At 72.1% G+C, this 14,858-nt stretch carries 16 protein-coding genes; all 16 read left to right on the forward strand.

Annotated elements, in window-relative coordinates; all coding sequences use genetic code 11:
• The 16 genes from G3I56_RS14295 (at position 1) to metK (ending at position 14,857) form a co-directional block, all read left to right on the forward strand.
• Positions 1-1,116, forward strand: a complete 1,116-nt coding sequence (locus G3I56_RS14295) for a Gfo/Idh/MocA family oxidoreductase (RefSeq protein ID WP_164409332.1) — start codon at positions 1-3, stop codon at positions 1,114-1,116.
• Entirely contained in the window at positions 1,113-1,457 is a 345-nt protein-coding gene (locus tag G3I56_RS14300) for an antibiotic biosynthesis monooxygenase family protein (RefSeq protein WP_164409333.1), read from the forward strand. The genes G3I56_RS14295 and G3I56_RS14300 overlap by 4 nt, the downstream gene beginning before the upstream one ends.
• Entirely contained in the window at positions 1,454-2,668 is a 1,215-nt protein-coding gene (locus tag G3I56_RS14305) for an FAD-dependent monooxygenase (RefSeq protein WP_164409334.1), read from the forward strand. Before G3I56_RS14300 ends, G3I56_RS14305 begins: the two co-directional genes overlap by 4 nt.
• The gene (locus tag G3I56_RS14310; RefSeq protein WP_164409335.1) at positions 2,668-3,399 is read left to right on the forward strand and encodes a SchA/CurD-like domain-containing protein; all 732 of its coding nucleotides are present in this window, start codon (positions 2,668-2,670) and stop codon (positions 3,397-3,399) included. Before G3I56_RS14305 ends, G3I56_RS14310 begins: the two co-directional genes overlap by 1 nt.
• Positions 3,396-4,301 (forward strand): NAD(P)-dependent oxidoreductase, encoded by a 906-nt coding sequence (locus G3I56_RS14315; RefSeq protein ID WP_164409336.1) that lies wholly within the window; start codon positions 3,396-3,398, stop codon positions 4,299-4,301. The genes G3I56_RS14310 and G3I56_RS14315 overlap by 4 nt, the downstream gene beginning before the upstream one ends.
• Positions 4,298-5,794 (forward strand): amidohydrolase family protein, encoded by a 1,497-nt coding sequence (locus G3I56_RS45035; protein ID WP_164409337.1) that lies wholly within the window; start codon positions 4,298-4,300, stop codon positions 5,792-5,794. Before G3I56_RS14315 ends, G3I56_RS45035 begins: the two co-directional genes overlap by 4 nt.
• 94 nt (positions 5,795-5,888) lie before the next feature.
• Positions 5,889-6,284, forward strand: a complete 396-nt coding sequence (locus G3I56_RS14325) for a cupin domain-containing protein (RefSeq protein ID WP_343239943.1) — start codon at positions 5,889-5,891, stop codon at positions 6,282-6,284.
• Positions 6,281-7,543 carry a beta-ketoacyl-[acyl-carrier-protein] synthase family protein gene (locus G3I56_RS14330; protein ID WP_164409338.1) on the forward strand — a complete coding sequence of 421 codons (1,263 nt, stop codon included), beginning with the start codon at positions 6,281-6,283 and terminating at the stop codon, positions 7,541-7,543. The genes G3I56_RS14325 and G3I56_RS14330 overlap by 4 nt, the downstream gene beginning before the upstream one ends.
• Positions 7,540-8,763, forward strand: a complete 1,224-nt coding sequence (locus tag G3I56_RS14335; RefSeq protein ID WP_164409339.1) for a beta-ketoacyl synthase N-terminal-like domain-containing protein — start codon at positions 7,540-7,542, stop codon at positions 8,761-8,763. Before G3I56_RS14330 ends, G3I56_RS14335 begins: the two co-directional genes overlap by 4 nt.
• 51 nt (positions 8,764-8,814) lie before the next feature.
• Positions 8,815-9,075 (forward strand): acyl carrier protein, encoded by a 261-nt coding sequence (locus G3I56_RS14340; RefSeq protein WP_164409340.1) that lies wholly within the window; start codon positions 8,815-8,817, stop codon positions 9,073-9,075.
• A 1-nt stretch (position 9,076) separates the two neighbouring features.
• Positions 9,077-9,559, forward strand: coding sequence for an SRPBCC family protein (locus G3I56_RS14345; protein ID WP_164409341.1), 483 nt, complete (start codon positions 9,077-9,079; stop codon positions 9,557-9,559).
• Positions 9,556-10,761 carry an acyl-CoA dehydrogenase family protein gene (locus tag G3I56_RS14350; RefSeq protein ID WP_164409342.1) on the forward strand — a complete coding sequence of 402 codons (1,206 nt, stop codon included), beginning with the start codon at positions 9,556-9,558 and terminating at the stop codon, positions 10,759-10,761. Before G3I56_RS14345 ends, G3I56_RS14350 begins: the two co-directional genes overlap by 4 nt.
• A gap of 46 nt (positions 10,762-10,807) precedes the next feature.
• The gene (locus G3I56_RS14355) at positions 10,808-11,938 is read left to right on the forward strand and encodes an acyl-CoA dehydrogenase family protein (RefSeq protein WP_164409343.1); all 1,131 of its coding nucleotides are present in this window, start codon (positions 10,808-10,810) and stop codon (positions 11,936-11,938) included.
• A gap of 49 nt (positions 11,939-11,987) precedes the next feature.
• Positions 11,988-12,317, forward strand: a complete 330-nt coding sequence (locus tag G3I56_RS14360; RefSeq protein ID WP_164409344.1) for a TcmI family type II polyketide cyclase — start codon at positions 11,988-11,990, stop codon at positions 12,315-12,317.
• Positions 12,318-12,533: 216 nt separating this feature from the next.
• A complete protein-coding gene (locus G3I56_RS14365) occupies positions 12,534-13,610 on the forward strand; it encodes a methyltransferase (RefSeq protein WP_164409345.1) in 1,077 nt (358 codons plus the stop codon).
• Positions 13,607-14,857, forward strand: coding sequence for a methionine adenosyltransferase (metK, locus tag G3I56_RS14370; RefSeq protein ID WP_164409346.1), 1,251 nt, complete (start codon positions 13,607-13,609; stop codon positions 14,855-14,857). The genes G3I56_RS14365 and metK overlap by 4 nt, the downstream gene beginning before the upstream one ends.
• Position 14,858: the final 1 nt, after the last annotated feature.

A 14,858-nucleotide genomic window follows, 5' to 3' on the forward strand; every position in this document is an offset into this window, starting at 1 on the left:
ATGAACGCGAGAACACGAGTGGCGGTGGTCGGCGCGGGCTGGGCCGGCGGACTGCACCTGGAAGGCTTCCGGCGCGCGGACGCCGAACTGGTGGGCGTCTTCAGCCGCACCCGGAGCCGGGCCGAGGACCTGGCCGCCCGGTACGGAGTGCCGGTGGTCGCGGACACCCTCGACGAGCTCCTGAGCGAGGCCCGCCCCGACGTGGTGTCCATCGCCTCGCCGCCGCCCGCCCATCACGAACAGGTCCTGCAGGCCGTGGAGGCCGGCTGCCACGTGCTGTGCGACAAGCCGGTCGGCATGACGGCCGGCGAGGTCCAGGACATGCTCACCGCCGCCACGAAGAAGGGTGTCCAGCACGCCACCGGCTTCATCTGGCGCGGCGACCCCGGACTGTCCCGGATGCGGGACCTCGTACGCGGCGGACGGGTGGGCCGGGTGCGCGAGGTCCACAGCACCTGTGCCCTGGGCGCGCCCCGGATGGCCATGAACTGGATATACGACGAGTCGGAGGGCGGCGGTGGGCTCATGCAGCACGGCACCCACGTCATCGACCGGCTGCGCTGGCTGCTCGACGCCGAGTTCACCTCGCTGTGCGGACGGCTCTCCCACGACGTACGCACCGCACCCGTCGGCCCCGAGTTCCACAACACGCTCGACGCCTTCGCCTGGGCCCGGGACAACCACGGACGCGACCACGAAGCGGTACCGCGGGCCGAGGTCACCGCCGATGTCGGCTACGACGTCCTGGCCGAGCTGAGCAACGGAGTACGGGTGCGGCTGTGGGAGTCCACCCATCTCACCGGACCCGCCGAGGAAGAGGTGACCGTCATCGGCGACGAGGGCGCCCTGACCTGGGGCGGCACGGATGGACTGACCTTCCGGCCGACCGGCGGGGCGGCGCAGCCCCTCACGGTCGACGGCATGTCCGGCTCGGGCGCCAACACGCGCCACGAAGTGGGCCTGCGGCGCTGGGAGCGGCTCGCCACGTCCTTCCTCGCCTCCGTCCGCACCGGAACTCCCCAGGACCACCCGACTCTCGAAGACGGCTGGCACGTGGCGCGCATCGTCGACGCCGTCAAGCGCAGCCACGCGACCCGATGCTGGGAGGAAGTATGAGCGAGCAGGCCCCCACGGTCCCGAGCGACCACCTGCGGGTGATGTTCTTCCTGACCGTCGAGGAGGAGGCGCAGGATCGTTTCCTCACCGCCTACGACCGGATCTGCGCCGATGTGGCCGACGTTCCGGGCCATGTCATGGACCAGGTGTGCCAGTCACTCGCCGACCCCCGTGAATGGGTGATCACGAGCGAGTGGCGCAGCGCCCAGGACTTCCTCACCTGGGAGGCGGGCGAGGGACACCGTGAACTGGCGATGCCCCTCGTCGCGGAGACCACCTCCCGCCGCTCCCTGCGCTTCGCCGTACGGCGGGAAACGCGCCAGAAGGCGGGGTCCCGATGACCGCCCGGGGCCGGGTCCTCGTCGCGGGCGCGGGCATCGCGGGCCTCGCCGTCGCCGTCGCCCTGCGCGACACCGGATTCGACGTGACCGTCCATGAACGGGCGGCCGACGGCCTCGGCGCCGTCGGCTCCGCCATGGGACTGAATCCGGCGGCCGTACTGGCCCTGCGCGCCCTCGGGCTCGACGGTCAGGTGATCGCGAGCGGCGCCGAGGTGCACCGCTGGGAGCTGCTGAACTGGGACGGCGAACGCATCGGCGGCTGGCCGCAGACCAAGGTCTCCGAGGCGTTCGGCGCGCCGAGCATCACCCTCCCGCGCGCCCGCCTCCACCAGACCCTCCACGCGGCTCTGCCCGACGGGCAACTGCGTCGGGGATCCACCGTCGCCGGGTACCGCGAGACCGCCGCCGGAGTCGACCTCCTGCTGTCCGACGGCACCTACGAACGCGGTCACCTGCTCATCGGCGCCGACGGTCTGCGCTCGGCCGTCCGTCGTCAGATGCACGGCGACACCCCTCCGCGTCCGGCGGGCTTCACCGCCTGGCGGGCCGTCAGTGACAGGGCGGCCGACGACGGTTCCTCGACGGCGCGTCAGATCCTCGGCTCGGGAGCGACGTTCGGATCCTGGCCGCTGCCCGGCGGACGGACGTACTGGGTCGCGACCCTCGCGGACGAGGAACAGGAGGCGGCCGGACTCACCCACGGGACGGACGCCACCGCACACACACCGAAGGACCACGCCGCCCTCGCGGACGCCTTCCGCGCGGCACCACCGTCGGCCGCCGCGCTGATCGAGGCGACCACGCCCGCGAAGGTCCTCCGGACCCCGATCCTCGACCGGCCACCGCTGGCCGGCTGGTCCACCGTACGCACCCTGCTCGTCGGCGACGCGGCCCATCCCATGGTGCCCACCACCGGCCAGGGCGGCGGGCAGGCGCTGCTGGACGCCATCGCGCTCGCGGACGTACTGCAGGGCGCCGACCTGCACGACCACCACGGTCTGGCCGGGCGCCTGCACCACTTCGAGGAACAGCGCTTCCCGGTGGCCACCGGCGCCGCCCAGGCCGCATGGCACCTCGGGCGCCTGCACCACGAACGCGATCCGGAGCAGGTCGCCCTGCGAGACCGCCGCTTCCAAGCCGTCACCGAGGCCGAATGGCTCGGTCGACAGGGCCTCGGCCCGGCATCCACCGCCGTCTCCAGGAGCGCCTGATGAACCGATACGCACTCACCTTCACCGTGGAACCGGGCAGCGAGCCCGAGGTCGCCCGCATCCTGTCCGGCTACGGCCGCCCCGCCGCAGGCCGCCGGGCCGGTGGCCCCCCGCTGTTGCGCCGCACCTCGGTGTTCCTCTCGGAAAACCGGGTGATCAGGGTGATCGACGTCGACGGCAGGCTCGGCGAGGTCATGGCGCACCTCGCGGAGCAGCCCCAGATCAGGGCAGTCGAGGAGGCACTCGACCCGCACCTTCAGGAGCCCCGGGACCTGTCCGGCGGCGACGGCATCCGAGCCTTCCTGCACCGTGCGCTCCTCCCCGTCGTCCACGACCGGGACACCGCCGGGCACCTGCTGCCGCAGAGCCCGGCCGAACAGCGGGGAAACCGCGTCGCGCTGCTCTACCCGGCCCGGCCGGGAAGCGGCGGCGAACTCGCCGAACTCCTCGCCGGCACCCGGGTCCTGCACCCCGACACCCCGACCACCCTCGCCCGCACCACGATCTTCCGGCGCGGTGACGTGGTCCTCCGCCTGGCCGAGGTGCACGGCGACACCGGCGAGGCCCTGGACCGGATCGCCGCGGCGGCCGTCCGCTCCGGCGGCGCCGACAAGCTGGCCGCGCTGGTCACGGCGGACGAGAACCTCCACGACACCGACGGATTCCGGGCCTTCCTGGAGCGGATCTCCGTGCGCATGCTCACGGACCGCCGGATCGGAGCGCCGGCATGAGCACCGACCAGAGCGCCGGTACGGGCACCGCCGTCGCGGTCGTCGGCCTGGGCGTGATGGGCGGCGGCATCGCCCGCCGCCTCCTCGCGCGGGGCATCACCCCGACCGTCTGGAACCGTTCCCCGGAGCCCGCCCGGGCGGTCGCCGAACTCGGGGCGACCGTGACACGGACACCCGCCCTGGCGGCCCGTCACGCCGATGTCGTCCTGGTCTCCCTCGCGGACGGTACGGCCACCGAACAGGCGCTGCTCGGCCCGGACGGTGTGCTCGCCGACGGCCCGATCGACGGCGTCCTCGCCTCCGCGAGCACCATCTCGCCGGACCTCCTGCGCGTCCTGCGCGAGCGCACGCCCCACGTACTCGACCTTGGCCTGCTCGGCAACGGCCACCACGCGGAGAACGGTGAACTGCGGATCTACGTCGGCGGAACGGACAAGGACCTGGCCCGGGCACAACACGTCCTCGATGCCATCGCGAAGCAGGTGGTGCACATCGGCGGTCCCGGTGACGGCATGCGGCTCAAGCTGCTCATGAACACCCTGATGGGCATTCAGGTGCAGGCCATGGCCGAGGCGACAGCCCTCGGGGAGTCCGTCGGACTGGACCGCGCGGTCGTCCTCGACGCCATCACCGTCAGCGGATTCGCCACGCCGGTCATGGGCTTCAAGGCCCGTCGACTGGCCGCCGGGCGCTACGACGACCCCGACTTCCGGCTTCGGCTCATGGCCAAGGACCTGAGCCTCGCCGTGGCCGAGGCCGACCGGACCGGCCTCGGCCTGCCCCTCGTCCAGGCTGCCCTGGCCACCCACGAGGAGTCCGTACGCCGGGGCGACGGAGACCTCGACTGCGCCGCCGTCGCGCGTACCGTCGCGGCGCCGAACGGTGAGGGGACGCGGCCGTGACCATCGACGTGCACGGCCATCTCAGCCCCCCGGAGTCGCTGCGCAGGTTCCCCATGCCCCGCTCGCTCGGGGACGCCGAGTCGATGATCGAGACCAAGCTCGCCGCCGGAGTGGACCTCACGGTCATCGGCAGCCCCGTCGGCGCGGGCGCCATGGTTCCCGTCCCGGGCGTGGACAACTACGCGCAGTCCGAAGAGGAGCTGGCCCGCTTCCACGACTGGCTCGGCGAGTTGGTCGCCCGGTACCCGCACCATCTGCGCGCCTACGTCTATGTCAACCCGTTCGGCGGCGAGGCCCACCTCGAGGCCGCCCGCGCCCGTCTCGTCCAGGACGAGTTCGTCGGCCTCATCGCCAACACCAGCGTGGCGGGCCGCTACCTCGACCACCCCGACGCCGCCGACTTCTTCGCCCTCGCGGCCGAGACCGAGGTGCCCGTCCTTCTGCACGCCCCCGCCGCCCCCGCCGCCGGTGCCGGCCTCGCGGACCTGATGGCGGTCGAACAGCTCGGCCGGTTCGCCGATGTCACCATCGGCCTCGCCTGCTGCGTCCTCGGCGGATGGCTGGAGCGCCACCCCGGCCTGCGCCTCATCGCCCAGGGCGCGGTCGCCGCCCTCGCCCTCCTCGCGGAGAAGCTCGACCGCGCCTGGTCGCCGGAACACTGGCAGCGGGGCAGGGCCGCCGACGCCACGCCAGACCCGAACCGTGACTCCGCCTCCGATCCGAGCCTGGGCTCCGGACCGAACCTCGCCTCCGGCCTCGACCCCGGCTCCGATTCGGGCCTCGGCCTTGGCTCCGGCTCCGGTTCGGGTCTCGGCCTCGGCTCCGGCTCCGGCTCCGATTCGGGTCTTGGTTCCGGTTCGGGCTCCGGTTCGGGTCTCGGGTCCGGTTCCGGCTTCGGTCCGAACCGCGACTCCGGCCCTGGTCCGAACCGCAACTCCGGTTCGTGTCTCGGCCGAGACTCCGACCCTGGCTCCGGTTCGGGTCTCGGGTCCGGTTCCGCTTTCGGTCCGAACCGCGACTCAGGCCCCGGTCCGAACCACAACTCCGGTTCGGGTCTCGGCCGAGACTCCGGCTCCGGTCCTGGCTTCGGTGCCGGCGGTGGTCCGCGCGCTGGTGCCGGCGACGGTCCCGGCCCGGGGTTCGGCAACGGCAACGGGCCCGGGTCCGGCTTCGCTGCCGGGCGCGGCTCGCGGCCCGCGTCCGCCGCCACGCCCCGCCTCCCGCATCCGCCCAGCAGCTACCTGAACCGCATCTGGGTGGACACCGCGACCCCCTCCGCCACCGCCGTGGAGCTGGCCCTGCGTGTCTTCGGCCCGGACAAGGTGCTCTACGGCACCGACTCACCGCCCCTGCCCGGCGCGTCGGTCGAAGGAGGGCTCCGGCTCGTCGAGCGCCTCGACATCCCCGAGGCACAACGGCAGGCCATCCGCGAGGGCAATGCCCGCGCGCTGTTCGGGGCCGGGCTGCCGAGCTCGGTACAGGCCGGCGCGTGACCGACGTACCACGCACCACATCTCCAGGACCTTCCAGCACGTGCACGGCCGCGCCGCACCCACACCACCACCTTCCAGTCCGCTTGGAGTCTCCGTGACCACCAGCAAGCCCACCATCCGGATCGTCGGCATCGACGACGTCCCCGCCAACCGCAAGCGCGGCGGCGACATGCGCACCCTCCTCAGCCCCGGCACGGTCGGTTCCACCTCGGGCTTCATGGGCGTGGCGATCCTCCAGCCCGGAGAGCGCGTGGTGGAGCACTACCACCCGTACTCCGAGGAGTTCCTGTACCTGACCACCGGCAGCATCACCGTCGACCTCGACGGCGTGCCCCACGAGGCGCGCGCCGGTCAGGGGCTCCTGGTTCCGATCGGTGTCCGGCACCGAGTGCGCAACACCGGTGAGGAGGAGGCACGCATCGTCTTCCACCTCGGCCCCCTGGCCCCCCGGCCCGAGCTCGGCCACGTCGACACCGAGGTGTTGTCGTGACCCGACACGCGGTGGTGACCGGCGTGGGCGTGGTCGCCCCGGGCGGCACCGGCGCCAAGGCGTTCTGGGACCTGCTCTCCGCGGGACGCACGGCCACCCGGGGGATCACCCTGTTCGACCCGGAAGGCTTCCGCTCCCGTATCGCCGCCGAGTGCGATTTCGACCCCGGGACCGTCCTGACCCCGGAACAGATCACACGTATGGACCGCTACGTGCAGTTCGGCGTGGCCGCCGCACAGGAGGCGCTCGCCGAGGCCGGCCTCGAACCCGACGAGGAAGCGTCCTGGCGTACCGCCGTCTCCATGGGCAGCGCGGTGGGCGGCACCACCCGGCTGGAGACCGAGTACGTCGCGGCCAGCGCTCGCGGCGCGGCCTGGACGGTCGACCACCGCAAGGTCTCCGCCGACCTGTTCCGGGTGTTCTCGCCCGCGCCGCTGGCCGGAGAGGTCGCCGAGCTGGCCGGCGCCCGGGGGCCCGTGCACACCGTGTCCACCGGCTGCACCTCCGGACTCGACGCGATCGGATACGCGCTGCGCCTCATCGAGGAGGGCAAGGCGGACGTCGTCATCGCCGGCGCCGCCGAGTCCCCCATCTCACCGATCACGGTGGCCTGCTTCGACGCCATCCGGGCCACCTCCACCCGTAACGACGACCCGGCCCACGCCTCCCGGCCCTTCGACCGCACCCGCGACGGCTTCGTACTGGGGGAGGGGGCCGCCGTACTCGTCATCGAGGAGGCCGAACACGCCAGGCGGCGCGGCGCGCGGGCCCGCTGCCAGGTCAGCGGCTTCGCCACCCGGGGCAACGCCTACCACATGACCGGCCTGACCAGGGAGGGCCTGGAGATGGCCGAGGCCATCGATCAAGCACTGTGGCAGGCTCGCGTGGACCCCTCCGCCGTCGACTACGTCAACGCCCACGGCTCCGGCACCCAGCAGAACGACCGTCATGAGACCGCCGCCGTCAAGAAGGCGCTCGGCGCGCACGCCCACGACACCCTCGTCAGCTCCATCAAGTCGATGGTGGGGCACTCGCTCGGCGCCATCGGCGCCATCGAACTCGTGGCCTGCGTCCTGGCGATGGACAACGACACGGTCCCGCCGACGGCCAACCTGGAGGTCCCGGACCCGGAGTGCGACCTCGACTACGTGCCGCTCCAGGCCCGAGAGGCCCCGCTGCGCAACATCCTGTCGGTCGGCAGCGGATTCGGCGGCTTCCAGTCCGCCGTCGTCCTCACCCCGGGGGAGCTCGCGCGATGACACGGCGGACCGCCCTCACCGGCATCGGGGTGATCGCTCCCTCCGGCGTGGGAGCCGACACGTTCTGGCGCTCGGCGCTGGACGGCCGTGGCGTCCTCGGCAGACTCTCCCGGTATCCGTCCGACGGATATCCCCTGACCGTCGTGGGTGAGGTGCGCGACTACGACCCGGCCTCGGTGATCGACTCGCGCGTCACGGTGCAGACCGACCGGTTCACCCAGTTCGCGCTCGCCGCCGCCGACCTCGCCCTGGAACAGGCCGACCTGCGGCCCGACACGCTGCCGCTGTACTCCTTCGGCGCCGTCACGGCGAGCGCCGCCGGGGGCGTCGAGTTCGGGCAGCGTGAGATCGAGCGGCTGTGGAGCAGGGGACCGGGGCACGTCGGCCCGTACCAGTCCATCGCGTGGTTCTACGCGGCCAGCACCGGACAACTGTCGATCCGGCACGGCCTCAAGGGTCCCTGCGGAGTCCTTGTCGCCGACGAGTCCGGTGGCCTGGACGCCATTGCCCACGCCGCCCGGGACATCCGCTACGGCGCCACAGCCATGCTCGTCGGCGGCGCCGAGGCACCGTTCGCCCCGTTCTCCATGGCCTGCCAGTACGGCCACGGAATGCTCAGCGAGTCACAGGACGCCGACCACGCCTACCTCCCCTTCGGCACCGGGGCACGCGGCTTCACCCCCGCGGAGGGCGGCGCCATGCTCGTCCTGGAGGAAGCGGAAGCGGCCCGCGCCCGGGGAGCCGAACCGTGGGCGCACATCGCGGGCCACGCCGGCACGCACACCGGCCCGCTGCGCCACGAACAGAGCGCGGAAGGACTCGCCAAGGCCATCCTCGGGGCCCTTGACGAGGCGGAGTGCGCACCCCACGACATCGGCGTGGTCTTCGCCGACGGACTGGGTGTCCCGGCCGCGGACCGCGCGGAGGTGAAAGCCCTTCAGGACGTCTTCGGTCCCGGTCTCGGCTCCGTCCCGGTGACCGTCCCGAAGTCCGGCTTCGGACGGGCCTACGCGGGAGCCGCCGCCATCGACGTCGCGCTCGCCGCCCTCACCCTGCGCCACGGCCTCATCCCGCCCACCCCGTACGTCACCTCGACCCCGTACGACATCGACCTGGTGACCGGCGCTCCCCGTCCCACCGGCGCGCGTGCCGCACTCGTCCTGGCCCGAGGCATTGCGGGCGGCAACTCGGCACTGGTCCTGCGCGCCCCCACGACCTGACCCGACCCGGCCCCGACCGGGGCCCTGTGAGCACCACTCCGGAGGAGAGACATGTCCGCATCCACCGCCCTCAGCCATGAGGCGCTCGCCGAGGTGATCACCAGGTGCGCCGGAGCCCGCACCGACGGAGCCGCGCTCCGCGACACCCGGCCCACCTTCGCCGACCTGGCCGTCGACTCACTCGGCCTGCTCGGCATCGTCGCCGAACTGGAACAGCTCCTCGGTATCCCGCTCGGCCCGGACGCCGAGCAGTGCGCGTCCCCGGACGAACTGCTCCACATCGCCAACGCCCTGCTCCGATCGGCGGCCTGACATGAGCGCAACCACCAGCAACTCCGTCGTCATCGCGGCACCCCTCGACCTCGTCTGGGACATGACCAACGACGTGGAGAACTGGCCGCAGCTGTTCAGCGAGTACGCCTCCGTCGAGATCCTCGAACGTGAGGGCCACCGTGTGCTGTTCCGGCTGACCATGCACCCGGACGAGCAGGGCCAGATCTGGAGCTGGGTCTCGCAACGCGAGACGGACCCCGAGACCCGCACCGTGAAGGCACACCGGGTCGAGACCGGGCCGTTCGCCCACATGAACATCCACTGGGCCTACACCGAGGTGGCCGGCGGCGTCCGCATGGACTGGAGGCAGGACTTCGCGATGAAGCCCGAAGCACCCGTGGACGACGCCTGGATGACCGACAACATCAACCGCAACAGCGTGGTGCAGATGGATCTGATCCGCCGGCGCGTCGAGGCACGCGCCCAGGAGCCCCTCGCCCAGTCGAAGGAGACGCGCGCATGAGCAGCGGCATCGCCACCACCCCGGCCGCGGCGGAGACGGACCGGACCCTGCTGGAGTCCGCGCGCCGCATCGCGGCCGGTCTCCCCGCACGCTCCCTCGACATCGAGTCCGCCGGCACTCTCCCGCCCGACCTGGTGAAGGAGTTCACCGAGCACGACCTGTTCCGTCTCGCCATGCCCACCGAACTCGGCGGTACAGGCGCCTCACCCCGCGCCATCGTCGAGATCATCGAGGAGGTGTCCCGGGGCGACGGCGCGACCGGCTGGTCCCTGCTCATCGGAAACATCGGCAACGCGTTCCTCGCCTGGCTCGAACCCGAGGTCGCCCGGCGGATCCTGGCCGAGACCCCCGACCTGATCGTGGCCGGCGGCCAGGCGCCCCTCGGCCAGGCCGTGCCGAAGCCCGACGGCACCGGATACACCCTCACCGGGCGGTGGCCCTTCGGCAGCGGCAGCCTGCACGCCCACTGGTTCATGGGCGGCTTCATCGTCATGGAGAACGGCAGGCCGAAGACCAACCAGTGGGGCGCCCCGGTGATGGGAGTGGCCCACTTCCCGGCCGACCGGGCCAGGATCGACGACACCTGGCACGTCGCCGGCCTGCAGGGCACCGGCAGCCACGACATCGTCGCGGAGGGCATCGACCTGCCCCTCGCCCACACCTCCGTGCCCTACTTCGAACGCGCCAAGTACGACGACCCGCTGTATCGGCTGACCGCCTACAACCTCCTGCTCACCGTGATGTCGGGCTTCCCCCTCGGTGTCGCCCGCCGCGCCCTCGACGAGGCCCGGCTCCAGTTCGCCGACCGGAAGCTGCTGAGCAGTGGCACGTCCTACCTGGAGGACCCGGCCGTCCAGGTCGCGATGCTCAAGCACGAGACGGCCCTGGACGCGGCCCGCCGACACCTCCTGGACACGGTGGACGAGCTGCTCGGCGCGCTCGCCGAGGACCCGCTCGACTACGCGGCGCGGGCCCGCCTGGCCGCGGCGGTCATCCACGTCTACGACGTCGGCCGGGAGCTGGTGCAGGGCCTGTTCCGGCTCGCGGGCACGGCCGCCGTTCTCGACACCAACCCGCTGCAGCGCTGCATGCGCGACCTCGTCGCCGGATCGCAGCACGTGGCTTTCTCCTTCGACTCCCGCAAGCGCATCGCCAATGCCCGGCTCGGCCTGCAGACCGCGCCCGCGTTCTTCGGTGTGTGAGAGGCCGGCACCGAGTCCACCGACCCAGACAAGTGAGGCAGGGACCATGTCCGTCACCAAACTGGAGAGTTCCCCGGTAGAGGAGGCCGTCCGCCTGGCGGCGACCCTCCCGGACCGCGCGTTGGAAGTGGAGTCCGGCCGCACCGTGCCGGCCGACCTGGTGGGTGAACTGCGCACCGCGGGCTTGTTCAGCCTGATGACGCCGGCCTCGCTCGGCGGCCACGAAGCCGACCCGCTCACGATCGTCAGGGTCGTCGAGGAGCTGAGCCGCGGCGACGCCGCCACGGGGTGGACCGTCCTGATCGGCCAGGGCGCCGGCTATCTCGCCTGGCTGGAGGCCGAGGCGGCCGAGGAGATCGTGAGCGCCACTCCCGCGCCGCTGGTCACCGGCTCGATGGCACCCCTCGGCACAGCCGTCGACACCGGCGACGGCGGTATCCGGCTCACCGGCCGCTGGCCCTACACCAGCGGCTGCGGGCTCTCCGACCACCTCGTCGCCGGTTACCGTCCGGCCGCCGGGCCGCCCCGCTTCGCCCTGCTGCCCCGCGCCTCCGTCACCGTCCACGACACCTGGCGTGTCGCCGGGCTGCGCGGCACCGGCAGCCACGACATCGAGGTGACGGACCTGCTCGTCCCGCACCGGTTCACCTTCGACCCGTACGGCCCGGCGCGCGAAGAGGGACCGCTGTACCGACTGCCGTACATGACCTACCTGCTCGTCGCCATGGCCGGCTTCCCGCTCGGAGCCGCCCGGCGCATCGTGGACGAGTATCGCGGGATCGTTCTCGCCAAACGCAACACCGAGCGGACGCTGCTCGCGCAAACCCCCATCGTGCAGGCCGAGATCGCCCGCTGCGAGGCCACCGTCGGCGCCGCCCGGGCCTTCGTGTACGAGGCCGTGGGCCAGGTCTGGGAGGAGACCCGGGACGGCGTCGCCTCACCGGAGTCCCGCGCCCGGCTGACCAGCGCCGTCCAGCACGCCATGCGGGCCACGCTCGATGTCGCCGACTCCGCGATGCGGGCCTGCGGAGCGAGCCAGCTCTACAACCGGGCGCCGCTCCAGCGCTACTTCCGCGACGTCCAGACCGCCGCACAGCACATCGCCTTCGGCCTGGAGGCGCAGCGCCGCGTCGGCTCCGTCCTGCTCGGCCAGGACGTCCCCGACTTCCTCATCTGACCGCGCCCCGGCCGTCCCGCCCCTCCCGTCGTCGAACCAGGAGAGCCAGATGTACCGAAGCCTGATCGTCGCCCGAATGCTGCCCGATGCCGCACCGGACATCGCAGACATCTTCGGGCGCTCCGACCGTGACTCCGACCTGCCGAAGACCATCGGTGTCCGCTCACGCACCCTCTTCCAGTTCGGTGAGGTGTATCTCCACCTCGTGGAGGGCGTCGAACCGGTCGAGGCGGCCGTCACCCGCAACCGCAAGCACCCCGAGTTCCGGCGCATCAGCGAGGAACTCGGCCCGTTCGTGGCGGCGTACGACCCGGAGACCTGGCGCGAGCCCAAGGACGCCATGGCCCACGAGTTCTACCGCTGGGAACGCGATGCCTGAGCGGACCCGCCGGCGCGACCGCGTGTGGCACCCGTTCGAATACGGCTACCAGGCGCCCCCGTACGCGTCACTGCAGTACCGGTTCTGGTGCGCCTTCGCCCAAGGCCTCATGCACATGGGCTGGTGGTGGGGCCTGGCCCAGCCGCACCTCATGTTCCCCGACAGGCACTCACCCGACCGCCGCTCACCCGATCGGCGTTCAGAGGAAGGCACACCATGACCGGAGCCCCCCGGCCGGACGCCGTCGCACTCAACGAACTGGTCGTCACCACCGCCCCGTGGGCCTTCCAGAGCCTCTACGTGGCGGCCAAGCTCGGCCTCGCGGACGCCCTCGCGCAGGGGCCCAGGTCCAGTGACGACCTCGCCGGGGAGACCGGCGCGCACCCCGGCGCTCTCTACCGCTTCTGCCGGGCCCTCGCGGCCCTCGGCGTGCTGGACGAGCACCCCGGCCAGGTCTTCGGCACGACCGCGATGGGGGCGGCCCTGAGCTCCGACGCCCCACGCGGTCTGCGTCACTTCATCATCGTCAACGGCGAGGAGAGCTTCCGTGCCTGGGCGGAGGTGATGCACACCGTCCGCACCGGCCGCGCGGCATTCGACCATGTCTACGGCCTCTCGCACTTCGCCTATCTCGCCCGGGAGTCCGACGCCAGCACCTCCTTCAACGCGATGGCGAAGACGGGCGCGCCGACCGAAACGGTCGACCGCTGCGACTTCTCCGACGACCAGGTCGTCGTGGACGTCGGCGGAGGCGCGGGCGGACTTCTGGCCCACCTCCTGGAGCGGAACCCCAAGCTGAAGGGCATCCTTCTGGACACCCCCGCGGGCGTCGCCCAGGCCCCGGACCTGTTCCGGTCCCGCGACGTGCTGGACCGGGCCGAGATCCGCGGAGGCAGCTTCTTCGACTCCGATTCCGTCCCCACCGGCGGCGACAGCTACGTTCTGTCCCGCGTCATCCACGACTGGAACGACGAGGACGCGCTGCGGATCCTGCGCGCCGTCCGCCGGGCGATGCCCACGGGCGCGCGACTGGTCCTCATCGACAAGGTGATCCCCGATGTCGCCGGATTCCACCCGGGCAAGTTCTCCGACCTGCAGATGCTGGTCGTACTCGGCGGCCAGGAACGCACGCTCGCCGAACTCACGGCGCTGCTGGACCGCGCCGGCTTCCGCCTGACCGACGTACAGATGCCCGAGGTCGGCCAGGACGCGCCCTGGGCGGAGGCACTGATCCTGGCGACCCCGGCCGACACCGGTTCCGGCTCCCGCTCCGACGAGAGGACCGAACGATGACCAGTGCACGATCCCGACAGAGCAAGGGGCTGCGCCTCTTCACCTCGGAGTCCGTCACCGCGGGCCACCCCGACAAGATCGCCGACCAGATCAGCGACACGGTCCTCGACGCGCTGCTGACCGAGGACCCGCACTCGCGGGTGGCCGTCGAGACCCTGATCACCACCGGTCAGGTACACATCGCCGGGGAAGTGACCACACGGGCGTACGCGCCGATCGCGCAGCTCGTGCGCGACAGGATCCTGGAGATCGGCTACGACTCCTCGGCCAAGGGCTTCGACGGCGCCTCCTGCGGCGTGTCGGTGTCGATCGGCGCCCAGTCGCCGGACATCGCGCAGGGTGTGGACACCGCGTACGAGCAGCGCGTCGAGGGCGGCGCGGCGGGGGAGAAAGGGGATGAGCTCGACAGGCAGGGCGCCGGCGACCAGGGCCTGATGTTCGGCTACGCGTGCGACGAGACGCCGGAGCTGATGCCGCTCCCGATCCACCTCGCCCACCGGCTCGCCCAGCGGCTCTCGGAAGTGCGCAGGAACGGGACCGTCCCGTATCTGCGCCCCGACGGCAAGACCCAGGTCACCATCGAGTACGACGGTGACAAGGCCGTCCGCCTGGACACGGTCGTCGTCTCCTCGCAGCACGCTCCGGGGATCGACCTGGACTCCCTCCTCACCCCCGACATCCGCGAGTCGGTCGTGGAACCCGAGCTCAGGGCCCTCCTCGATGACGGCGTCAAACTGGACACCGAGGGCTACCGCCTGCTGGTCAACCCGACCGGCCGCTTCGAGATCGGCGGCCCGATGGGCGACGCGGGCCTCACCGGCCGCAAGATCATCATCGACACGTACGGCGGCATGGCCCGGCACGGCGGCGGCGCCTTCTCGGGCAAGGACCCGTCCAAGGTGGACCGGTCGGCGGCGTACGCGATGCGCTGGGTCGCGAAGAACATCGTGGCCGCGGGCCTCGCCTCGCGCTGCGAGGTCCAGGTCGCGTACGCGATCGGCAAGGCCGAGCCGGTGGGCCTCTTCGTCGAGGCGTTCGGTACGAACACGGTCGACATGAGCCGCATCGAGAGCGCCATCAGCGAGGTGTTCGACCTCCGCCCGGCCGCGATCATCCGCGACCTCGACCTGCTGCGCCCGATCTACGCCCAGACGGCGGCGTACGGTCACTTCGGCCGCGAACTGCCCGACTTCAGCTGGGAGAAGACAGACCGGGTGGCGGCTCTGCGCACGGCCGCGGGAGTCTGAG

The organism is Streptomyces sp. SID12488, from assembly GCF_010548275.1.
GTDB lineage: Bacteria > Actinomycetota > Actinomycetes > Streptomycetales > Streptomycetaceae > Streptomyces.